Origin of the sequence: Klebsiella sp. GL120222-02, assembly GCF_003097195.1 — a bacterium.
Classification (GTDB): Bacteria; Pseudomonadota; Gammaproteobacteria; order Enterobacterales; family Enterobacteriaceae; genus Klebsiella; species Klebsiella variicola.
The window spans coordinates 390,798-410,671 of the sequence record NZ_QEQO01000001.1; the positions used below are offsets into that span (position 1 = coordinate 390,798).

The 19,874-nt window shown below is 59.1% G+C and carries 22 protein-coding genes; 15 read left to right on the plus strand and 7 right to left on the minus strand.

Annotated features, from left to right (window positions below; genetic code table 11):
- Nucleotides 1-59 precede the first annotated feature (59 nt).
- The 6 genes from N438_RS01950 to patD all read left to right on the plus strand — a co-directional run bounded on the left by N438_RS01950 (nucleotide 60) and on the right by patD (nucleotide 7,130).
- Nucleotides 60-1,472 (plus strand): PLP-dependent aminotransferase family protein, encoded by a 1,413-nt coding sequence (locus tag N438_RS01950; protein WP_008804679.1) that lies wholly within the window; start codon nucleotides 60-62, stop codon nucleotides 1,470-1,472.
- Nucleotides 1,473-1,777: 305 nt separating this feature from the next.
- Nucleotides 1,778-2,923: a putative ABC transporter substrate-binding protein YdcS gene (ydcS, locus tag N438_RS01955; protein ID WP_008804680.1), complete on the plus strand. Its 1,146-nt coding sequence runs from the start codon at nucleotides 1,778-1,780 to the stop codon at nucleotides 2,921-2,923.
- A 16-nt stretch (nucleotides 2,924-2,939) separates the two neighbouring features.
- On the plus strand, nucleotides 2,940-3,953 hold the full coding sequence (locus N438_RS01960; protein WP_008804681.1) for an ABC transporter ATP-binding protein: 1,014 nt from the start codon (nucleotides 2,940-2,942) through the stop codon (nucleotides 3,951-3,953).
- A 1-nt stretch (nucleotide 3,954) separates the two neighbouring features.
- Complete coding sequence (locus N438_RS01965; RefSeq protein ID WP_012541559.1) at nucleotides 3,955-4,884, plus strand: ABC transporter permease; 930 nt, start codon at nucleotides 3,955-3,957, stop codon at nucleotides 4,882-4,884.
- Nucleotides 4,874-5,680, plus strand: a complete 807-nt coding sequence (locus tag N438_RS01970) for an ABC transporter permease (protein ID WP_046620032.1) — start codon at nucleotides 4,874-4,876, stop codon at nucleotides 5,678-5,680. Before N438_RS01965 ends, N438_RS01970 begins: the two co-directional genes overlap by 11 nt.
- A 22-nt stretch (nucleotides 5,681-5,702) precedes the next feature.
- Nucleotides 5,703-7,130 (plus strand): aminobutyraldehyde dehydrogenase, encoded by a 1,428-nt coding sequence (gene patD / locus N438_RS01975; protein ID WP_012541560.1) that lies wholly within the window; start codon nucleotides 5,703-5,705, stop codon nucleotides 7,128-7,130.
- 332 nt (nucleotides 7,131-7,462) lie between these two features.
- Here patD and N438_RS27710 read toward each other — a convergent pair whose 3' ends face one another.
- Nucleotides 7,463-7,585, minus strand: a complete 123-nt coding sequence (locus tag N438_RS27710; protein WP_004175940.1) for a small membrane protein — start codon at nucleotides 7,583-7,585, stop codon at nucleotides 7,463-7,465.
- A 492-nt stretch (nucleotides 7,586-8,077) separates the two neighbouring features.
- On the opposite strand from N438_RS27710, the gene N438_RS01980 reads away from it, so the two are divergent.
- Nucleotides 8,078-8,329 carry a hypothetical protein gene (locus tag N438_RS01980; protein ID WP_008804685.1) on the plus strand — a complete coding sequence of 84 codons (252 nt, stop codon included), beginning with the start codon at nucleotides 8,078-8,080 and terminating at the stop codon, nucleotides 8,327-8,329.
- 52 nt (nucleotides 8,330-8,381) lie between these two features.
- Here the strand turns inward: N438_RS01980 and yncL are convergent, their stop codons facing one another.
- A complete protein-coding gene (gene yncL / locus N438_RS01985) occupies nucleotides 8,382-8,474 on the minus strand; it encodes a stress response membrane protein YncL (RefSeq protein ID WP_012968073.1) in 93 nt (30 codons plus the stop codon).
- Between the two features lie 195 nt (nucleotides 8,475-8,669).
- Between yncL and N438_RS01990 the strand changes: the two genes are divergently transcribed.
- A complete protein-coding gene (locus N438_RS01990; RefSeq protein WP_008804686.1) occupies nucleotides 8,670-8,843 on the plus strand; it encodes a GhoT/OrtT family toxin in 174 nt (57 codons plus the stop codon).
- Nucleotides 8,844-8,930: 87 nt separating this feature from the next.
- A complete protein-coding gene (locus N438_RS01995) occupies nucleotides 8,931-9,680 on the plus strand; it encodes an alpha/beta hydrolase (protein ID WP_012968074.1) in 750 nt (249 codons plus the stop codon).
- 12 nt (nucleotides 9,681-9,692) lie between these two features.
- Here the strand turns inward: N438_RS01995 and N438_RS02000 are convergent, their stop codons facing one another.
- A complete protein-coding gene (locus N438_RS02000; protein WP_039103649.1) occupies nucleotides 9,693-11,126 on the minus strand; it encodes an aldehyde dehydrogenase in 1,434 nt (477 codons plus the stop codon).
- Nucleotides 11,127-11,395: 269 nt separating this feature from the next.
- Here N438_RS02000 and N438_RS02005 point away from each other — a divergent pair, with 269 nt between their 5' ends.
- The gene (locus N438_RS02005) at nucleotides 11,396-12,994 is read left to right on the plus strand and encodes an ABC transporter substrate-binding protein (protein WP_022064846.1); all 1,599 of its coding nucleotides are present in this window, start codon (nucleotides 11,396-11,398) and stop codon (nucleotides 12,992-12,994) included.
- Nucleotides 12,995-13,010: 16 nt separating this feature from the next.
- On the plus strand, nucleotides 13,011-13,244 hold the full coding sequence (locus N438_RS02010; protein ID WP_008804690.1) for a YdcY family protein: 234 nt from the start codon (nucleotides 13,011-13,013) through the stop codon (nucleotides 13,242-13,244).
- Nucleotides 13,245-13,252: 8 nt separating this feature from the next.
- Here N438_RS02010 and N438_RS02015 read toward each other — a convergent pair whose 3' ends face one another.
- Nucleotides 13,253-13,702, minus strand: coding sequence for a DMT family transporter (locus N438_RS02015; protein WP_008804691.1), 450 nt, complete (start codon nucleotides 13,700-13,702; stop codon nucleotides 13,253-13,255).
- Nucleotides 13,699-14,217, minus strand: a complete 519-nt coding sequence (locus N438_RS02020; protein WP_012541564.1) for a GNAT family N-acetyltransferase — start codon at nucleotides 14,215-14,217, stop codon at nucleotides 13,699-13,701. The genes N438_RS02015 and N438_RS02020 overlap by 4 nt, the downstream gene beginning before the upstream one ends.
- 162 nt (nucleotides 14,218-14,379) lie before the next feature.
- On the opposite strand from N438_RS02020, the gene N438_RS02025 reads away from it, so the two are divergent.
- Both N438_RS02025 and N438_RS02030 read left to right on the plus strand, forming a co-directional pair.
- The gene (locus N438_RS02025) at nucleotides 14,380-14,961 is read left to right on the plus strand and encodes an XRE family transcriptional regulator (RefSeq protein WP_008804693.1); all 582 of its coding nucleotides are present in this window, start codon (nucleotides 14,380-14,382) and stop codon (nucleotides 14,959-14,961) included.
- Between the two features lie 65 nt (nucleotides 14,962-15,026).
- The gene (locus N438_RS02030; protein WP_023340241.1) at nucleotides 15,027-16,064 is read left to right on the plus strand and encodes an NADP-dependent oxidoreductase; all 1,038 of its coding nucleotides are present in this window, start codon (nucleotides 15,027-15,029) and stop codon (nucleotides 16,062-16,064) included.
- A 62-nt stretch (nucleotides 16,065-16,126) separates the two neighbouring features.
- On the opposite strand, the gene rihA is transcribed toward N438_RS02030, so the two are convergent.
- Nucleotides 16,127-17,062 (minus strand): pyrimidine-specific ribonucleoside hydrolase RihA, encoded by a 936-nt coding sequence (gene rihA / locus N438_RS02035; RefSeq protein ID WP_016161173.1) that lies wholly within the window; start codon nucleotides 17,060-17,062, stop codon nucleotides 16,127-16,129.
- Between rihA and N438_RS02040 the strand changes: the two genes are divergently transcribed.
- Together N438_RS02040 and N438_RS02045 are read left to right on the plus strand one after the other, a co-directional pair.
- Nucleotides 17,024-17,254, plus strand: a complete 231-nt coding sequence (locus N438_RS02040; protein WP_046881534.1) for a hypothetical protein — start codon at nucleotides 17,024-17,026, stop codon at nucleotides 17,252-17,254. The two genes, rihA and N438_RS02040, sit on opposite strands and share 39 nt — an antisense overlap.
- Nucleotides 17,255-17,343: 89 nt before the next feature.
- Nucleotides 17,344-17,643, plus strand: coding sequence for a DUF406 domain-containing protein (locus N438_RS02045; RefSeq protein WP_008804696.1), 300 nt, complete (start codon nucleotides 17,344-17,346; stop codon nucleotides 17,641-17,643).
- 72 nt (nucleotides 17,644-17,715) lie between these two features.
- Here N438_RS02045 and pqqU read toward each other — a convergent pair whose 3' ends face one another.
- Entirely contained in the window at nucleotides 17,716-19,821 is a 2,106-nt protein-coding gene (gene pqqU / locus N438_RS02050) for a TonB-dependent receptor PqqU (protein WP_008804697.1), read from the minus strand.
- Between the last annotated feature and the right edge of the window lie 53 nt (nucleotides 19,822-19,874).

Here is a 19,874-nt window from a genome sequence, read left to right on the forward strand (position 1 = left end):
TATGATTTTTTTATAACTGATATATGATAATGGGAGGTTATCGTACGGGGACGGCCGCAATGAAAAAGTATCAACAGCTGGCGCAACAGCTGACCGAACAGATCGCGCTTGGCGTCTGGTTGCCTGGCGATCGGCTGCCGTCGCTGCGCGAGCAGGTGATCAGCAGCGGCATGAGCTTTATGACCGTCAGCCATGCCTATCAGCTGCTGGAAAGCCAGGGGCGCATCGTCGCCCGTCCGCAGTCGGGTTATTATGTCGCCCCTCAGCCGGTGAAGCTTAGACAGCCGGCGCCGCCTGCCCAGGTGACCCGCGATGAAGCTGTCGATATCAATACCTATATCTTTGAGGTGCTACAGGCCAGCCGCCAGGCGTCGATGCTGCCCTTTGCCTCGGCCTTTCCGGACCCGCGTCTCTTCCCGCTGCAGCAGCTTAACCGCTCGCTGGCGCAGGTGAGCAAAACCGCCACCGCCATGAGCGTCATTGAGAACCTGCCGCCGGGCAATGCGGAGTTGCGGCACGCCATTGCCCGACGCTATGCCCTGCAGGGGATGAACATCTCGCCGGACGAGATCGTGATTACCGCCGGGGCGCTGGAGGCGCTTAACCTCAGTCTGCAGGCAGTGACCGAGCCGGGCGACTGGGTGGTGGTGGAAAACCCCTGTTTCTACGGCGCCCTGCAGGCGCTGGAGAGGCTGCGCCTGAAGGCGCTGTCGGTGGCGACCGACGTCAAAGAGGGCATTGACCTGACGGCGCTGGAAGCGGCCCTGCAAAATTACCCGGTCAAGGCCTGCTGGTTAATGACCAACGGGCAGAACCCGCTCGGCTTTACGCTTAGCGCCGAAAAAAAAGCGGCGCTGGTGGCGCTGCTGGCGCGCTATAACGTGATGCTGATAGAAGATGATGTCTACAGCGAGCTTTACTTTGGTCGCGAGAAACCGTTACCAGCGAAATACTGGGACCATCAGGATATGACGCTGCACTGCAGCTCATTTTCAAAATGTCTGGTGCCCGGGTTTCGTATCGGCTGGGTGGCGGCCGGCAAACAGGCGCGGCGGATCCAGCAACTGCAGCTGATGAGTACGCTCTCCACCAGCTCGCCGATGCAGCTAGCCCTGGTGGATTATCTGTCCACCAAGCGCTATGACGCCCACCTGCGCCGTTTGCGCCGCCAGCTGGCGGAGCGTAAACAGCTGGCCTGGCAGGCGCTGCTGCGCCATCTGCCGCCAGAGGTTATCGTCCACCACAGCGACAGCGGCTACTTTCTGTGGATTGAGCTGCCGGAAGGGGCCGACGCCAGTGAGCTAAGCGCCCGGGCGCTGGCCTCGCACATCAGCATTGCCCCAGGAAAAATGTTCTCCACCTCCGCCAGCTGGACCTCATTTTTCCGTTTTAATACCGCCTGGGGCTGGGGGGAACGCGAAGAGCAGGGGGTGAGGCGGTTGGGTGAACTTATTCGTGAGCAGCTTACCTGACGACTCAGGCTATTTTCCGTCGCCATCAACTCTCGGGAAAAATAAACGAGGGTGAGTTTTTATTGAGGCCGGTCATTATTTTACCGGCGCTCATCATAGGAAATACGCATACCCCTCCTTTTTCTCTAACTCGTTGTCTATAATCCATAAAGTCCTGCTTGTGTTGGCGATTTTTGCGTAATGCGTCCCGGGTCACAACCTGAATAAATTCCCCAGGGGGCGTTAATCCGCTGACTACCCTTATTTCAGGAGATATTTTTACGGCACGGCTGCCGCTAATTACCTTGTGACAGGAGTAACACCTGATGAGCAAAAAATTTGCCCGTTGCAGCCTTTATGTGCTGAGCATGGCCTGTTTGACCGTGCAGGCGGCAGAGCCACTCACCTCGCTGGATAAACCGGAAGGGCGGCTCGATATTATTGCCTGGCCGGGGTATATCGAACGCGGCCAGACAGACAAGCAGTACGACTGGGTCACTCAGTTTGAAAAAGAGACCGGGTGTCAGGTTAATGTCAAAACCGCCGCTACCTCTGACGAGATGGTCAGCCTGATGGCCAAGGGGGGCTACGATCTGGTGACCGCGTCGGGCGATGCCTCGCTGCGTCTGATCATGGGCAAACGCGTTCAGCCGATTAATACCGCGCTGATTGCCGGCTGGCGCACCCTCGATCCACGCATTGCGCAAGGGGCATGGTTTAACGTCGGCGGTAAAGCCTACGGCACGCCGTATCAGTGGGGGCCGAACCTGCTGATGTACAACACCCGTGTATTCCCGACGCCGCCGGACAGCTGGAGCGTGGTCTTCGTTAAACAGAACCTGCCGGACGGCAAAACCAATCAGGGACGCGTGCAGGCCTATGATGGCCCGATCTATATCGCTGACGCCGCGCTGTTTGTCAAAGCCACCCAGCCGCAGCTGGGGATCGAAGATCCCTATCAACTGACCGAAACCCAGTATAACGCGGTGCTGAAAGTACTGCGCGACCAGCAGCCGCTGATCCATCGCTACTGGCATGACGCCACCGTACAGATGAACGACTTCAAAAACGAAGGGGTGGCCGCCTCCAGCTCGTGGCCCTATCAGGCCAACGGCCTGAAGGCTGAAGGCCAGCCCATCGCCACCGTGTTTCCGAAGGAGGGGGTGACCGGCTGGGCGGATACCACCATGTTGCACAGCGAAGCGAAGCATCCGGTCTGCGCCTACAAATGGATGAACTGGTCGCTCACGCCGAAGGTGCAGGGCGATGTGGCGGCGTGGTTCGGCTCGCTCCCGGTGGTGCCAGAGGGGTGTAAAGCCAGCGCGCTGCTCGGTGACAAAGGCTGTGAAACCAACGGCTATGACCAGTTTACCCGGATCCATTTCTGGAAAACGCCGGTTGCCGAAGGCGGGAAATACGTACCCTACAGCAGATGGACTCAGGACTATATTGCGATAATGGGCGGCCGCTAAGGACGGGAGGCAGACAATGACGTACGCGGTCGAGTTTCAGAATGTATCGCGCCTGTACGGCGATGTGCGGGCCGTAGATGGGGTTAGCATAGGCATTCGCGATGGGGAATTTTTCTCGATGCTGGGGCCCTCCGGTTCGGGTAAAACCACCTGCCTGCGGCTGATTGCCGGTTTCGAGCAGCTCTCCGGCGGCACCATCCGTATTTTCGGTCAGCCGGCCAGCGAACTGCCGCCCTGGCAGCGGGATGTGAATACGGTGTTCCAGGACTATGCGCTGTTTCCCCATATGTCGATCCTCGACAACGTCGCCTACGGCCTGATGGTCAAAGGCATGGCGAAGAAAGCGCGCCATGCCCGCGCCCAGGAAGCGCTGGAAAAGGTGGCCCTTGGCTTTGCTCATCATCGTAAGCCTTCTCAGCTCTCCGGCGGCCAGCGGCAGCGGGTCGCTATTGCCCGGGCGCTGGTGAACCAGCCGCGGGTGCTGCTGCTCGATGAGCCGCTGGGTGCGCTGGATTTGAAGCTGCGCGAGCAGATGCAGGTGGAGCTGAAAAAGCTGCAGCAGTCGCTGGGGATAACTTTTATCTTCGTGACCCACGACCAGAGCGAAGCGTTGTCGATGTCAGACCGCGTGGCGGTGTTTAACAATGGGCGCATCGAACAGGTGGATGCGCCGCAGGATCTCTATCTGCATCCGAAGACCGCGTTTGTCGCTGGCTTTGTCGGCACCGCCAACGTTTTTGAAGCCGAGGCGGCCCGGCGATTGTGCGGCATGCCGGGTAGCTGGTCGCTGCGTCCGGAGCATGTTCGCCTGCAGGGCGGCGGCGAGGTTCAGGTTCAGGGCGTAGTGCAGGCGGTACAGTATCAGGGGGCGGCGACGCGGATTGAGCTCAGGCTGGCGGAGGGGGACAAGCTGCTGGTCAGCCAGGCGAATATCGATGGCGCGGCGGCAGCCAGCGCCCCGCGAATGGGGCAAACGGTGCTGGCGTCATGGTCGCGGTCGGCGATGACCCCGCTGGAAAGCGGAGGCTGAGATGACCATGGCGATGATTCCTGCGCAGGCCGGGCGCGTATCCGGGATCTTCTGGCGTCGGCCAGCATTGGGCCTGTTTTTACTGCTGCTCGGGCCGCTGATGTGGTTTGGTATCGTCTATCTGGGATCGCTCCTGACCCTGCTGTGGCAGAGTATTTATACCTTTGACGACTTCACCATGTCGGTGACCAGCGACTTTACGCTGGCCAACCTGCGGGCGCTGTTCAATCCCGCCAATTACGACATTATTGTCCGTACCCTGGTAATGGCCCTGAGTGTGACGCTCGCCAGCGCCATGCTGGCGCTGCCGATGGCCTGGTACATGGCTCGCTATACCAGCGGCAAAATGAAGGCTTTCTTTTATATCGCGGTGATGCTGCCGATGTGGGCCAGCTATATCGTCAAAGCCTACGCGTGGGTACTGCTGCTGGCCAAAGATGGTGTGGCGCAGTGGTTTCTGGGCCATCTTGGACTGGAAGGGGCGCTGAATGCGCTTCTGACCGTCCCGGCGATCGGCGGCAACACCTTGTCCACCTCCGGGCTGGGACGCTTTCTGGTGTTCGTCTACATCTGGCTGCCGTTTATGATCCTGCCGGTGCAGGCGGCGCTGGAGCGCATTCCGGGCTCCTTGCTGCAGGCGTCGGCCGATCTTGGCGCCGGGCCACGACAGACCTTCCGCTATGTGGTTCTGCCGCTGGCTATCCCTGGTATTGCCGCCGGATCGATTTTCACCTTCTCGCTGACGCTGGGCGACTTTATCGTGCCGCAGCTGGTCGGGCCGCCGGGGTACTTTATCGGCAACATGGTCTACTCGCAGCAGGGGGCGATAGGCAATATGCCGATGGCGGCGGCGTTCACCCTCGTGCCGATCGTGCTGATTGCCCTTTATCTGGCGTTCGTGAAACGTCTGGGAGCCTTCGATGCACTCTGAACGCGCACCCTGGTATCTGCAACTGGCGACCTGGGGCGGCGTGGTGTTCCTCCACTTCCCGCTGCTGATCATTGCCATCTATGCTTTTAATACGGAGGATGCGGCCTTCAGCTTTCCGCCGCAGGGGCTGACGCTACGCTGGTTTAGCGAGGCAGCAGGGCGTAACGATATTCTCGAATCCGTGACGTTGTCACTTAAAATTGCCGCCCTGTCGACGGCCATTGCCTTAGTACTTGGCACGCTGGCTGCAGGTGCCCTGTGGCGCAGCACTTTTTTTGGTAAGAATGCGGTATCGCTACTGCTGCTGTTACCGATCGCCCTGCCGGGGATCATTACCGGCCTGGCGCTGCTGACGGCGTTTAAAGCCGTCGGTCTCGAGCCGGGGCTACTGACCATTGTGGTGGGGCACGCGACCTTTTGTGTGGTGGTGGTCTTTAACAACGTCATTGCCCGCTTTCGTCGGACCTCGTGGAGCCTGGTGGAAGCCTCGATGGACCTGGGCGCGACCGGCTGGCAGACCTTTCGCTACGTGGTGTTGCCCAATCTGGGATCGGCGCTGCTGGCGGGGGGAATGCTGGCCTTCGCCCTGTCGTTTGATGAAATTATCGTCACCACTTTTACCGCGGGGCATGAGCGAACATTGCCGCTGTGGTTACTGAATCAGCTGGGGCGGCCGCGCGATGTGCCCGTCACCAACGTTGTCGCGCTGTTGGTGATGCTGGTAACGACGATACCAATCTTAGGGGCCTGGTGGCTCACCCGCGACGGCGATAACGACGCCGGAAACGGGAAATAAAACCATGAAACAGGATAATGCTATGCAACACAACCTTTTGATAAACGGTAAGTTAGTGGCAGGTGAAGGCGAAAAGGTGCCGGTATACAACCCTGCGACCGGCGATGTGATCCTGGAGATTGCCGAAGCGACAGCGGCCCAGGTCGATGCCGCCGTTGAGGCGGCGGATCGGGCGTTCGATGCCTGGAGCCAGACAACGCCGAAAACGCGCTCGGAATGCTTGCTGAAGCTGGCGGACGCTATCGCGGCGCAGGCGGAGACCCTGGCGCAGCTGGAGTCGCTGAACTGTGGCAAGCCGTTGCACTGCGTGATTAACGATGAGATGCCGGCCATTGCGGACGTCTTCCGCTTCTTCGCCGGCGCCGCCCGCTGCCTGCCGGGAATGGCCGCCGGAGAGTATCTCGAAGGGCATACCTCAATGATCCGCCGCGACCCGGTGGGCGTGGTGGCCTCTATCGCCCCCTGGAATTATCCCCTGATGATGGCGGCCTGGAAGCTGGCCCCGGCGCTGGCGGCAGGCAATTGCGTGGTGATAAAACCCTCGGAGATCACCCCCCTGACGGCGCTGAAGCTGGCGGAGCTGGCAAAAGATATCTTCCCCGAAGGGGTGATCAACGTGCTGTTTGGCCGCGGCAAAACGGTAGGCGACCCGCTGACCTCGCATGCCAAAGTGCGAATGGTGTCGCTGACCGGGTCGATTGCCACCGGCGCCCATATCATCAGCCATACCGCCTCGTCGATCAAACGCACCCACATGGAGCTGGGCGGCAAGGCGCCGGTCATTGTTTTTGACGACGCGGATATCGATGCGGTAGTCGACGGGGTACGAACCTTCGGCTTTTATAACGCCGGCCAGGACTGCACGGCTGCCTGCCGGATCTACGCTCAGCAGGGTATTTACGACCAACTGGTGGAGAAACTTGGGGCGGCGGTGGCCAGCCTGAAAATGGGTGCGCCAGAGGATGCCTCTACCGAGCTGGGACCGCTGAGCTCGCTGGCGCATCTTGAAAGGGTTAGTGCCGCAGTGGAAGCCGCAAAGGCACTACCGCATATTAAGGTGGTCACCGGCGGTCGCCGGGCTGACGGCGCGGGCTATTACTTCCAGCCGACGCTGCTTGCCGGCGCCCGGCAGGAAGACGCCATTGTGCAGCGCGAAGTGTTTGGCCCGGTGGTCAGTGTGACGCCTTTCAGCGATGAAGCGCAGGCCCTGAGCTGGGCGAATGATTCCCAGTATGGTCTGGCGTCCTCAGTATGGACGAAAGATGTAGGCCGTGCCCACCGGCTTAGTGCCAGGCTGCAGTATGGCTGCACCTGGGTCAACACCCACTTTATGCTGGTGAGCGAAATGCCGCACGGCGGCCAGAAACTGTCGGGCTACGGAAAGGACATGTCGATGTATGGCCTTGAGGATTACACGGTGGTCCGCCATGTCATGGTTAAGCATGGCTAAAGCATTGACCCTTTAGTGGCTGGCGATGATTGCGCGACGGTTGTGTTAGTTCGCTAATAGTCACAATGGCAAAAATTGTCAAAACTCTGCGAGGGGGATATGAGATTATTCTGATGCCCCTTCAAGAGCTAAGCCAATGTGAGTGCCGGAGATAAGCGCCGGATGGGGTCCGCCAGTCACCCTGGGCGCGTCGCGCCCGGCGGGTGAGGCGACAGCGTCGCGGTTCGCGACCGTATACTGGCCTCTGCCTGTTGGCAGGGGCTTTTTTATGCCCGCCGCATCGCGGGATGAAGACCGAATGACCATCAGGAAACGCATCGTCTGGCCGCCATTCAGCGCTTGGTTTTTTTGCTCGGTAAACTGGCGCTACGACGGTCACGAATATAGGAAATAAGATTATACACCGCCGCGACCAGCAGGATCAGCGCGATGACCAGCGTGATGATTCCGGACATATCCACCTCGAAATATAAAAAGCGCCCTGGCGCCAAAACATTACTAATAGTTATGAATGTAAGTATTATCTGAATGGAAGGCAAATGATATTTGTTGTCATTTAGCGCTATTTTTGGCGATTAACCGCGAGATCCACAATGAAGGGGTTATGTAACAACGGCTTGTAGCGGCCTTTTATCGTATTAAGATGGAGGCCCTGCGCGGAATATCGCATTTTTGGTGAATGCGGCGACAATCTTTTCCCCCTGAGAACGGGGACATATTATCTTTATCAGACCAATGGAATTGCCCTGAACCGAAATTATTTCACGACTATAAATAAGGATTTAATATTTGCTGTTATTGCATGATATTTGTTCTGAATATTAAATATTCCGTGAGTCCGGCCAAAATGCGGGCTGCAGGCGGGTTGCGGGTGCTCCCGGGTTTGACTTTCCGTCGCTGCTCATGCGATCATTTAGCGCATATTAGGTTTTAACGTTGATGTCGTTGTGAAAATTTTGGCTTTTATTCTGCTGGCTATCGGCGCTGTGACGCTGAGCTATGGTAACGCCCCGGCAAAACGCATTCAGGGCTGTGAGAACGCGGGAGTGGGGCAGGCCGTCTGCGCTGCCGCCGAATGGGATAGCGAACAGATGAATTTTCTGCCGCACTATAACCCGGAGCTTAATAAGGTTATTGCGGCAGGCCAGGCAGCACCTGTCGCTTATAACCTTTATAATATCGCCCGTGTTCGCGCGTAAAAAAGCAGCCCCTGGGGGCTGCTTTTTTAGGTTTCGTTGCTGAGTAAAATCATTAAAACCAGCCAAATCTCACGGACAGCAGGCTGATAAGTACGCACGCGGCGCAGACATTAATCAGAATGACGGTTTTGCTGGAGACATCCATAACGCCACCTTAATGAGTAAGTCCATAAAGGTATAGTACGGCGCCTGCGGTTGCGCTATCGGATTAAGACGAATCAGGCTTTATTCTCAATATTCAGCCCGTTTCAGAATTTGTTATACAGGTATCTCTGAATCACGACGTCATGGCAGATAATCATCCCACCATGGAACGCCCCTCAGGGAAGGAAGAGTAAGAATGACGTTATATCAAAAAATGCTGGTGTTTTACGCCATTATGGGCGTGATATGCGCCGTGATTAGCTGGTTTTTGACCAAAGAGAGCCGGGTGATCCGCCTGCTGGCGGCCCTGTTGATCGGCGCCACCTGGCCGTTCAGCTTCCCGATGGCGCTGCTCGTCTCGCTGTTTTAACCCCAGATGCCGGACGGCAGAAAAGGGTGGCGGAAAGGGTAAGGTTACTGTATAAAAAACCAGTAATTTTATCATGGAGGCATACAGGTGAACGGTTTCTTTTCTTCCGTCGCAGGCGCCACGCTGCGTTGGCTCGATCTTCCGGGAGATGGCCTCCCGGTGGTGTTTATCCACGGTCTCGGCTGCGCGTCATCCTACGATTATCCCCGCGTCGCCAGCGATCCTGCGCTGAACGGACGGCGTAAAATACTCATCGATCTGCCAGGCTTCGGCTACAGCGATAAACCGCACGACTTTAGTTACAACATACATATTCAGGCGCAAGTCGTGGAGCAGCTACTTAACCATCTGCGCCTGCAGCGCTTCGCGCTGTTCGGTCATAGCATGGGAGGAAGCATCGCCATCGAAGCGGCGAGGCTGTTGGGCGAGCGCGTGACCACGCTGCTGGTCTCTGAACCCAATCTGTTTGCCGGCGGCGGTGAGTACAGCAGGCGCATTGCGGCGCAGACAGAGGCGGCCTTTATTGCCGAAGGCTATGCCAGAATGCTGGCTGAGGAGCGCTCGCCATGGGCTGGCTGTTTGCAAAACAGCGCGCCCTGGGCCGTCTGGCGGGCCGCCAGCAGCCTGATGCGTGGCAGCGATACCCCCTGGTTTAGTCAGCTCTGCCAGCTGCACTGTCAAAAAAGGCTCATCGTCGGTGAGCTCTCCCTGCCTTATGCCGATATTGACCTGGCTGAGGCGCAAGGGATCCCGGTCGGGATTGTGCCCCGCGGGGGGCACTCGATGGCGTGGGAGAATCCGCAAGGGCTGGCGCAGATCATCGCCAGCCAGGGTTAAAAGAATACCGGCTCAGAAAGGGAGTTCGCGGGGCTGGGTCTGGAGTGTTATCCAGCGCAGCTCGGTGAATTCCGCGATGCCGGCCCGACCCCCAAAGCGGCCATAGCCCGAGGCTTTGCAGCCGCCAAACGGCATTTGCGCTTCATCATGCACCGTTGGGCCATTGATATGGCAAATGCCCGTTTGCAGACGTTGCGCCACGTTCCACGCTCTGGCGCTGTCGCGGCTGTAGACCGCAGCGGAAAGACCGTATTCACTGTCGTTGGCCACCGTCAGCGCCTCTTCTTCATTCTTAACCCGAATAATCGCTTTTACCGGGCCGAAGGACTCTTCGTTCCACAGCCGCATCTCGCGGGTCACGCCGTCCAGCAAGGTCGGCGCCATGTGGGTATCGCTGGCTTTACCACCGGTTAGCAGGCGAGCGCCTTTGGCTAACGCATCGTCGATTAAGGCGTTGCAGCGGATGATGGTGTTCATATCAACCACCGGCCCCGTCAGGCTGGCGGGCAGGGCGGCGGCGCGCCTGGCCAGCAGCGGGATAAACACCTCTGCTACGGCGTTGTCGACAATAATGCGCTCGGTGGACATGCAGATCTGGCCGGCGTTGGCGAAGGCGCCAAAAACCGCGCCCGCCGCCGCTTGCTCGATATCAGCATCGTCCAGCACCAGCAGCGGCGCTTTACCGCCGAGCTCCAGCACCGCCGGTTTAAGATATTGCCCGCAGGTGCGGGCGATAATCCGCCCCACCGGCGTGGATCCGGTAAAGTTAACGCGCCGCACCGCCGGGTGGGCGATAAGCGACTCCACCAGCGCCGGCGCATCTTCAGGCGCACAGGTAAGATAGTTCACCACCCCCGGTGGGAAGCCCGCCGCGTCAAGGGCGTCGATAATCAGTCCCTGAGTGGCCGGCGACAGCTCCGCGCCCTTGAGGATCACTGCGTTGCCGCAGGCCAGCGGCGTTGCCAGCGCCCGGGTAGCCAGAATCAGCGGTGCGTTCCACGGCGCCATGCCCAGTACCACCCCCGCCCCCTGGCGGACGCCCATCGCCAGGTTGCCCGGCACGTTGGAGGGAATAATTTGCCCTTCAATTTGGGTGGTCAGCGCCGCCGCTTCACGCAGGATATCGGCCGCCAGATGAACGTTAAAGCCGGCCCAGTGCGCAGTCGCGCCGGTCTCCGCCGCCATGGCGGCGATAAATTTAGCCTCCCGCAACAGCATATGTTCCGCCGCGTCGAGCAGTAAACGGCGTCGTTCCGCCGGAGAGGTATCACGCCACAGCGGGAAGGCTTTGGCCGCGGCTTCGACGCAGCGTTTGCCGTCGGCGAGACTGGCGGCCGCGGCCACCGAGGCGACGTCGTCGTGGGCCGGGTGGCGTCGGGTAAAGGTGCGGCGGCCTTCGGCATCGTGCCACTGGCCGTCAATGTACAGATTGCAGGTGATTGTCATGGTGGAAACCTCTTGTTCTGCGGTTCCCCCAGTGTACCGGGCACTACTGACAGTGAGCGTGAGCAGGGCGGTTATCGCACATTTTTTTGCAGGAATTATGTGTGGCTCACAACATCCCGACACTTGCTGGCGTAAAAAAGAGCGCTACGCCGATTAAACCAGCGATTTCAGCGTGATTTGCATAAGGTGATAGCCATTGATTATTTGCCGGGGGCGGGCGCCTGTGCTGATATTACGGTTCTTATAATCAATAATCAGGACTTATAACCATGTCTACAGGGAAAACCACGCTGGCGCTGCTGCTGAGCGCACTGCTGCCGGCCGGCGCCGCCTGGGCCGCAGGCAATGACACACTGGTCTACTGCTCAGAAGCCTCTCCGGAGTCCTTTAATCCGCAAATCGCCAGCTCCGGCCCGTCGTTCGTCGCCAGCTCGCAGGTGCTGTATAACCGCCTGGTCACCTTTGACCCGGTGAAGAACACGCCGATCCCGTCGCTGGCCACCGAGTGGCACGTCTCTGAGGATGGCAAAACCTGGACCTTTACTCTGCGTCAGGGGGTGAAGTTCAACAGCAACAAATTCTTCAAACCAACCCGCGATTTTAACGCCGACGACGTCCTGTTTTCCGTGCTGCGCCAGATGGATCCTCAGCATCCCTATCACAAGGTGTCGCAGGGGAACTATGAGTACTTCCACGACGTGGGCCTCGATAAGTTGATTAAGTCGGTGAAAAAGGTCGATGACTATCACGTCCAGTTCGTGCTTAACGAGCCGAACGCGGCGTTTCTTGCCGACTGGGGCATGGACTTCGCCTCTATTCTGTCGGCGGAGTATGGCGAGGCGATGCTGAAGAAAGGGACGCCGGAGAATGTTGATAACTGGCCTGTCGGTACCGGGCCGTATGCCCTGCAGCAGTATAAAGTGGATTCCCAAATCCGCTATATCGCCAATCCCCACTACTGGGAAGGCGAGGTGCCGACTAAGCACCTGATCTTCTCCATTACGCCGAACGTCGAGACCCGTCTGGCGAAACTGCAGACCAACGAGTGCCAGATTATTCCTGCGCCTTCGCCGGTTCAGTTCCCGGTGATTAAGGGCAATAAAGATCTGGCGCTGCATGCGGTTGAGGCGCTGAATGTCGGCTATCTGGCGTTCAACACGGAGAAAAAACCGTTTGATAATGTGCTGGTGCGCCAGGCATTAAACTATGCCACCGACAAGCAGGCGATCGTCAAGGCGGTATTCCTCGATTCCGGCAGCGTGGCGAAATCACCGATCCCGTCGACGATGCTCGGGTATAAGAAAGATCTCCCGGACTATGATTACGATCCGCAGAAAGCCAAAGCGCTGCTCAAGCAGGCGGGTCTGGAGCAAGGAGCGGAAGTAACCCTGTGGTCGATGCCGGTCCAGCGTCCGTACAACCCGAACTCGAAGCGGATCGCCGAAATGATCCAAAACGACTGGGCTAAAGTGGGCGTCAAAGCGAAGATTGTCAGCTACGAATGGGGCGAATACCTTGCCGGTATGCGCAAAGGGGAGCACGACAGCGCCCTGTATGGCTGGATGTCGGACAACGGCGACCCGGACAACTTTGCCGGCACGCTGCTCAGCTGTGATAATATCCAGACCGGCTCCAACGCCGCTCGCTGGTGCGATAAGTCCTATGACGCGCTGGTGAAGAAAGCGCTGCTGGTGAGCGATCCGCAGGCGCGTGCCAAACTCTATGAACAGGCGCAAGAGATCTTCTACCAGCAGGCGCCGTGGATCACCCTGGCGACCGGCAAGACCTTCTATGCCACCCGTAGCAACGTCAGCGGCTACCGCGTGAGCATGATGGGGAGCGATTTTTCCAAAGCGAAGCTGAATTAAGCGAAAGGAGAACCGGATGGCACATCTGGATGAGGTTATCGTCAAAGTCGATGACACCCTTGCCGAGGGCGTTATCACTCATATGAATGAGCTGCTGATCGCCCTGAGCGATGATCCACAACTCAGTCGTGAGGAACGCTATACCCAGCAGCAGCGCCTGCGCACTGCCATCGCCCACCATGGGCGACAGCATCAGGAAGAGCAGGACGCACGCCGCGAGCAGCTGACGAAAGGCGGCGCGATCCTCTGAAGATGCGCTCAGAACTGGCGCCTGGCCACCAGCCAGGCGCCCACCACCAGCATCACCGCGCCGCATACCGGCCCGATCAGCGCCCGCACCGGCACGCCGTGGGCGCGAACTAAATCCATGATCAACCCCCCAACCAGCTGGCTGGCGACCAGTACCGCAATGGTGGTGGCCGCGCCCACGGTCTGATAGCCGCTGATGCTGGCGAAGACGAAAAAGGACCCCAGCAGGCCGGGGATCAGCGTCCACCACTTCACGCTCAGGGCCAGCTCCTGAAAGCCGGCGACGCCCTGGCGCAGCAGTAACATCGTCACGAAAATAACGATCCCCACCAGCGAATTGAGCAGCATGGCGATAAGGATCGTCGACGCCGACTGGGTGATGCGCACCATCAGGGTATTCTGCACCACGAGACCAACGCCGGCGGCGACCAGACAGGCGAGGGTGAGCGATGCATTCATGCCTTGCCGTCCGGGTCCTGACGCTCATCCAGCTGCAGCTGCATAAAGGTGAGATCCAGCCAGCGACCAAATTTGGTTCCTACCTGCGGCATCTGCCCGGTGGTGATAAAGCCCAGCGTTTCATGCAGATGCAGCGAAGCGTGGTTCTGCGATTCAATACCGGCGACCATCACATGTTTATTCAGCCGACGCGCTTCGGCGATCAGCGCAACCAGCAGTTTGCGACCCAGCCCTTTCCCCTGATGATCGGGGTGAACGTACACCGAATGCTCCACGGTGTGGCGGAAACCGTCAAACGCGCGCCAGTCGCCAAACGAGGAATAGCCGGTGATGACGCCGTTTTCCTCGTTCACCAGCACCGGAAAGCCGGCCAGCTGGCGGGCTTCAAACCACGCGATACGGTTGTCGGTATCCACGGTTTTATCATTCCAGATGGCGGCGGTATGCACGACGGCGTGGTTATAGATTTCGGCGATCGCTGCACAGTCGTCTTTAATGGCAGGGCGGATGGACATAGCAAACCTCAGTTTTTTGTACACTATAGTAGTACGATATTATTACAATAATGAACATCGCGCTGTCATCCGTTTTACGCATAATTTTTACGGATGACCCGGCAAGCACGCGGCCCGACGGGCAGTTGTGTAATGGGTGGGTGCACACTATAGTATTACGTTATGAATACTATAGAAGACAACCTCAATCAGCGCATCAGTGCGCGCATCCGCATCGAGCGTGAGTCCCGCGGTTGGTCGCTGAACGACCTCGCCGAACGGGCTGGCGCCTCGCGGGCGATGATCCATAAAATCGAGCGCGGCGAAAGCAGCCCGACGGCCTCGATGCTGGGGCGTCTTTCCGGCGCCTTCGGCATCAGTATGTCGACGCTGATCGCCCGGGCGGAAATGCAGGAGGGTAAGCTGCTGCGCTTTGCCAGCCAGCCGGTGTGGCACGACCCGCAAAGCCACTATCTCCGCCGCCACGTCTCGCCGCGCAGCGATCTGCCGATCGATCTGGTGCAGATTGAGCTGCCGCCCGGCAGCGATGTGCCCATGCCGGCCTCTTCCTATGCGCTCGCCCGCCAGCTGATCTGGCTGCAGCAGGGCGAGCTGGTGTTTGTCGAAGGGACTACCCGTCATGAGATGCAGAAGGGGGATTGTCTGGAGCTTGGCCCGCCCAACGATTGTCGCTTTATCAATGAATCCGCGGAGACCTGCGTCTATCTGGTGGTTCGCCTTAATCAATCGCCATCCGGCTCTTAATGGTAAAGCACGTTGCGCATAAAGCAGCTAGCCTCAGTACTGTCTGCTAACAAGAGGAGTTTGCTATGACAGATCAACCGCAACGCCATCGCCGCTGGGTACTGGCTTCCCGCCCCCATGGTGAACCGACGGCAGAGAATTTCCGCTTGGAAGAGAGCGAGGTGCCGACGCCGGGGCCGGGGCAGGTTCTGCTGCGTACCGTTTTTTTATCGCTCGATCCCTATATGCGCGGGCGCATGAGCGACGCGCCTTCTTATTCGCCACCGGTGGCCATTGGCGCGGTGATGGTGGGAGGGACCGTGAGTCGCGTGGTCAGCTCAAATCATGCCGATTATCAACCCGGCGACTGGGTGCTGGGCTACAGCGGCTGGCAGGATTATGAACTCTCCGACGGCAACGGACTGGTGAAGCTGGGTGACGACCCGCAACACCCGTCATGGTCGCTGGGAGTTCTGGGGATGCCGGGCTTCACCGCCTACATGGGATTGCTGGACATCGGCCAGCCGAAGGCGGGCGAAACGCTGGTGGTCGCTGCGGCGACCGGGCCGGTTGGCGCCACGGTCGGACAGATCGGCAAAATTAAGGGCTGCCGCACCGTCGGCATCGCTGGAGGCGCGGAGAAGTGTCGGTATGCGGTTGAGACGTTAGGCTTTGATGTCTGCCTTGACCATCGTGCGGATGATTTTGCCGAACAGCTGGCCCAGGCCTGCCCGCAGGGCATTGACGTTTACTACGAAAACGTCGGCGGCAAGGTTTTTGACGCGGTGCTGCCGCTGCTGAATACCGCAGCGCGGGTACCGGTCTGCGGGCTTGTAAGCGGCTATAACGCCACCGGTTTGCCAGACGGACCGGATCGTCTGCCGCTGCTGATGGCGACCATCCTCAAGAAGCGCATCCGGATGCAGGGCTTTATTATCGGCCAGGATTACGGGCATCGGATCGCGGAATTCCAGCAGCAGATGGGGCGCTGGGTGCAAGAGGGGAAAATTAAATATCGCGAACAGCTGATCGACGGTCTGGATCAGGCGCCGCAGGCGCTGATCGGCCTGTTGAAAGGTGAGAACTTCGGTAAAGTGGTGATCCGCGTCGCGGCCGACGACTAGTCCGGCGGATCCAACTTACTCTGCCCCTTTTCCCGTGAGGGAAAAGGGGCATGGGAGGCGTGTCAGGCGTAAAAGGTTAACCGCTGGGCGAGCAGATCGACAAAGGCTTCACGGTCGACATCCAGCATCAGGGTAGTATTGGGCCGATTGCCGGTCAGATGGTAGTAATCGACCACCGTCATCCCCTGGGTATATTTTCCTTCCGTTTCCACGCCGACCCAGCGTTCGATAGTGGTGAAGATCTCCGGCTTGAGGAGCCAGGCGATGGTGCAGGGATCGTGCAGCGGCGCGCCGTCGAAGCCCCACTTTTCATCCTTGTGGTAGGCCATAAAGAAGTCGAGCAGCTCGGCGACAATGGTCGACACCGGATTGCCAATCTGGCGGAATCGCTCGATATCGGCGGGAAGGATTTGCGCCCGATGCGTAACATCCAGCCCCGCCATCACCACCGGGATCCCGGACTGAAAGACCATTTCCGCCGCCTGCGGATCGACGAAAATATTAAACTCCGCCGCCGGCTGCCAGTTGCCCAGCCCCATTGCGCCCCCCATGATCACGATGCGGGCGATTTTCGCGTGCAGCTCCGGGTGGCTGGCGAGCAGCAACGCCACGTTAGTCTGCGGCCCGGTGGCCACCAGAGTCACCGGCTCCTGGCTTTCCCGCAGCACCCTGGCCATCAGCTCGACGGCGGTGCAGTTCTGCGGGGCAAAGGTTGGTTCCGGCAGGCTCGGGCCATCCAGTCCGCTCTCGCCGTGCACGTTATCGGCGATGATCAGATCGCGCATCAACGGCTTCCACGCGCCGCCGGCCACCGGGATATCCGGCCGGTTCAGCAGCGTCAGCATACGCAGCACGTTGCGCAGGGTCTTCTCCGGGGTCTGGTTGCCCGCGGAAGCGGTGACGGCTTTCACCTCCAGCTCCGGCGAGGCGAGGGCGAGGACCAGGGCGATCGCGTCATCATGTCCCGGATCGCAATCAATCATCATCGGCAGTGCCATAGCAGCTCCTTGTTGGCGTTGTTCTGTGACCAGACTAACGCTGCGAGGCGAGGCAGACGAGATGGTGTGCAGAATAGTGTGATGGAGGCCACGATTGCTGCGATGGCATCGCGTATCGTCAGGCGATCGTCGGCAGTCATATTGCCTCACCTTGCGATGGCGCAAGCTGGCGCCCGCCGCGGCGCGATATAATAGAAAAATTGCTAATCCTTACGGATATTAATGGTTTGCTTTTCGGTGAGCGGATTCTTATCCTTAAGAAAACTCGAGAGGTTATTACGATGAAAGATGTAGTAGATAAATGCAGCACCAAAGGCTGCGCCATTGATGTCGGGACGATCATTGATAACGAGGACTGCGTCTACCGGGCTGAGAAAATGTTCCCGAGCCGCGAAGAAGCGGAATCCACCGTAGCCGCTGTGCGCGAACGTGCTGCCGCCGCGGCGCCGGCCAGTGAACCGCCGCAGGTCGATTACACCATCGCCGCCGCTGGCGACGAGGTTAAACTCGATCTCGCCATCGCTTTCTCCTGCCAGGCGGAAAAGATCATTTTCGAGTTATCCCTGCGAAATCTGCTTTAACCCGCGTCCGTGGGGAAAACGCCACATCGTTAAGCCTTCCCCGCCAATCACCGCCGGCGGGGAAGGGGCGTGTTATTCGAAGCGCCAGGCGAGGTTCAGGCCGATGCCGTAGTTGCGTCCGGGAGCAGGCTCGTAGTAGCGCCCGTTGGACTCATTAACGATAACGGACCCGACGTACTCCCGGTCGAACAGGTTGTCGACGCGGCCGAACAGATCCATGTCCATCCTGCCGTAGCTCCATTTATAGCCAGTCGTCAGGCCAACCACCGTCCAGGAAGGCGCTTTAGCCGTGTTTTCGTCATTGGCCATGATGTCGCTCATGTAGCGAATATCGCTGCCGGCGTACCAGCCCTGCTCCGGCTGATAGCCAAAGGAGGCGTAGCCCATATTGCGCGCGATCCCCGGAATGCGGTTGCCGTTGCAGCTGGCGTCATCGCAGACGTTAGTGCGATAGGTCGCGTCCAGCCAGGTCCAGGCCGCCTTCAGACGCCAGCTCTCGCCAAACTGCTGATCCAGCCCCAGCTCCATCCCCTGACGACGGGTCTTGCCGGCGTTTTTATAGCTGGTGCGCCCGCCGCTGCTGCTGTCGACCACGATCTCATTATCGGTATTGGTCTGGAACAGGGCGGCGGTGAGCAGCCCATTGCCGAGCCGCGTCTTACTGCCGATCTCCACTGTGTCGTTGGTGGAGGGCTTCAGGCCGAAATTAAGGCCGCTCTGGTTATCGGAGCGGTATGACAGTTCGTTAATGGTCGGCGTCTCGAAGCCGCGGCCAGCGGAGAGGTAGACGTTCCACGCGTCGGTCAGAGCATACTTCAGCGAGCCTGCGGGCAGCCACTTGTGATAGCTGGCATCACCGCTGTCATCGCCATTGCCTGGGGTGATGTAGTAGTCATTCGAGTCGAACCATACTGAGCTGTAGCGAACCCCGGCATCGAGCGAGAGTTTGTCCGTTAACTGCCACTGGGTCTGCAGGTAGGGGTCGACGTTCCACATCAGGTTGCGTTCGTTACGGCGCAGCGCACCCTGTTCGCCATACTGCGGCGCGCCGTTGACCATCACAAAGTTTTCATACCCTTTACGGCGCTCGCTCATGTTCTCGTAATCGAGACCGGCGGTCAGGGTGACGGGCACCAGCAGCTCTCCGCGATGGGTCAGGCGGGTATCGATTCCCTGGTAGTGACGGGTGAGGTCGATCACCCCGCCGGCATGGCTCGGTTTCAGCTGCGGCGCGCGCGGGATCGACTGGAACTGCGTGGTTTCACGTTCACCGGCGTACATCATGACGCTGAGATCGTCCTGGGCGCTCAGCTGGCGCTCGTAGCGCAGGCCGGCCTGGGTCTGCCGGGTATTCTTGCGGGTATTATACTGGTCGCCGCGCGGCGACTGGCGCGGGTTATCGCGCCATTCGTCGGCGGTTAAGCCGCCGGCGTCATTGGCTTTGATATCCACGCTGTTCAGCAGCAGCGTCAGCTTACTGACATCGTTGATGCGCACCCCCAGTCGGGCGTTCGCCAGATTTTTGCGTGCGCCGCTGTGATCGCGATAGCCATGAGTGGTGAAGCGGTTGGTCGAGACCGTGTAATCCACATCGCCTGCATGGCTGCCGTCGCCAACGGCGCCAGTGGCCTTCATCCCGTAGTGCCAGGTACCGAAGCTGCCATAGTAGCTGCTGGCTTCCACGGTGGGCGGCTGGGTGCCGGTCTGGCTGGTGACGTTGATCACCCCGCCGGACGAGTTACCGTACAGGGCAGAGAAGGGGCCGCGCAGCACCTCAATGGTGTCGACGCTGCCAATATCGATATTCGAGGTCTGCCCCTGGCCGTCTGGCATGGTCGCCGGAATACCATCGACATAGATGCGTAGCCCGCGCACGCCATAGGTGGAGCGAGAGCCAAAGCCACGAATCGACAGTTGCAGATCCTGGGCATAGTTTTGCCGGTTCTGCACCTGCAGGCCCGGTACGGCGCCCAGTGATTCAGAGAGATTGACGCGCGGTGCGGCCTGGCGCATTTCATCCCCATTGACCACGCTGACGGCGGCGGGGGTATCCAGTTCAGAAACAGTGGTTGGCGCGGCGGTCACCACCATGGTTTGTTCATCAGCGGTCTGGGCCGCGGCAATCAGCGGTAGCAGCAGCGCCGGCAGGGCGGCGTGACGCACGGACAGGATTTTCATCGATAGTACTCGGGAGACGAACCAAATGGAACATATGTAGATATGTTACCCCG

Bases quoted from the DNA above. Each gene is read 5' to 3' on its own strand.
- N438_RS01950 (WP_008804679.1), top strand. From the start codon at position 60: ATGAAAAAGTATCAACAGCTGGCGCAACAGCTGACCGAACAGATCGCG.
- ydcS (WP_008804680.1), top strand. From the start codon at position 1,778: ATGAGCAAAAAATTTGCCCGTTGCAGCCTTTATGTGCTGAGCATGGCC.
- N438_RS01960 (WP_008804681.1), top strand. From the start codon at position 2,940: ATGACGTACGCGGTCGAGTTTCAGAATGTATCGCGCCTGTACGGCGAT.
- N438_RS01965 (WP_012541559.1), top strand. From the start codon at position 3,955: ATGACCATGGCGATGATTCCTGCGCAGGCCGGGCGCGTATCCGGGATC.
- N438_RS01970 (WP_046620032.1), top strand. From the start codon at position 4,874: ATGCACTCTGAACGCGCACCCTGGTATCTGCAACTGGCGACCTGGGGC.
- patD (WP_012541560.1), top strand. From the start codon at position 5,703: ATGCAACACAACCTTTTGATAAACGGTAAGTTAGTGGCAGGTGAAGGC.
- N438_RS27710 (WP_004175940.1), bottom strand. From the start codon at position 7,585: ATGTCCGGAATCATCACGCTGGTCATCGCGCTGATCCTGCTGGTCGCG.
- yncL (WP_012968073.1), bottom strand. From the start codon at position 8,474: ATGGATGTCTCCAGCAAAACCGTCATTCTGATTAATGTCTGCGCCGCG.
- N438_RS01990 (WP_008804686.1), top strand. From the start codon at position 8,670: ATGACGTTATATCAAAAAATGCTGGTGTTTTACGCCATTATGGGCGTG.
- N438_RS02000 (WP_039103649.1), bottom strand. From the start codon at position 11,126: ATGACAATCACCTGCAATCTGTACATTGACGGCCAGTGGCACGATGCC.
- N438_RS02005 (WP_022064846.1), top strand. From the start codon at position 11,396: ATGTCTACAGGGAAAACCACGCTGGCGCTGCTGCTGAGCGCACTGCTG.
- N438_RS02010 (WP_008804690.1), top strand. From the start codon at position 13,011: ATGGCACATCTGGATGAGGTTATCGTCAAAGTCGATGACACCCTTGCC.
- N438_RS02015 (WP_008804691.1), bottom strand. From the start codon at position 13,702: ATGAATGCATCGCTCACCCTCGCCTGTCTGGTCGCCGCCGGCGTTGGT.
- N438_RS02020 (WP_012541564.1), bottom strand. From the start codon at position 14,217: ATGTCCATCCGCCCTGCCATTAAAGACGACTGTGCAGCGATCGCCGAA.
- N438_RS02025 (WP_008804693.1), top strand. From the start codon at position 14,380: ATGAATACTATAGAAGACAACCTCAATCAGCGCATCAGTGCGCGCATC.
- N438_RS02030 (WP_023340241.1), top strand. From the start codon at position 15,027: ATGACAGATCAACCGCAACGCCATCGCCGCTGGGTACTGGCTTCCCGC.
- N438_RS02040 (WP_046881534.1), top strand. From the start codon at position 17,024: ATGTCCCGGATCGCAATCAATCATCATCGGCAGTGCCATAGCAGCTCC.
- rihA (WP_016161173.1), bottom strand. From the start codon at position 17,062: ATGGCACTGCCGATGATGATTGATTGCGATCCGGGACATGATGACGCG.
- N438_RS02045 (WP_008804696.1), top strand. From the start codon at position 17,344: ATGAAAGATGTAGTAGATAAATGCAGCACCAAAGGCTGCGCCATTGAT.
- pqqU (WP_008804697.1), bottom strand. From the start codon at position 19,821: ATGAAAATCCTGTCCGTGCGTCACGCCGCCCTGCCGGCGCTGCTGCTA.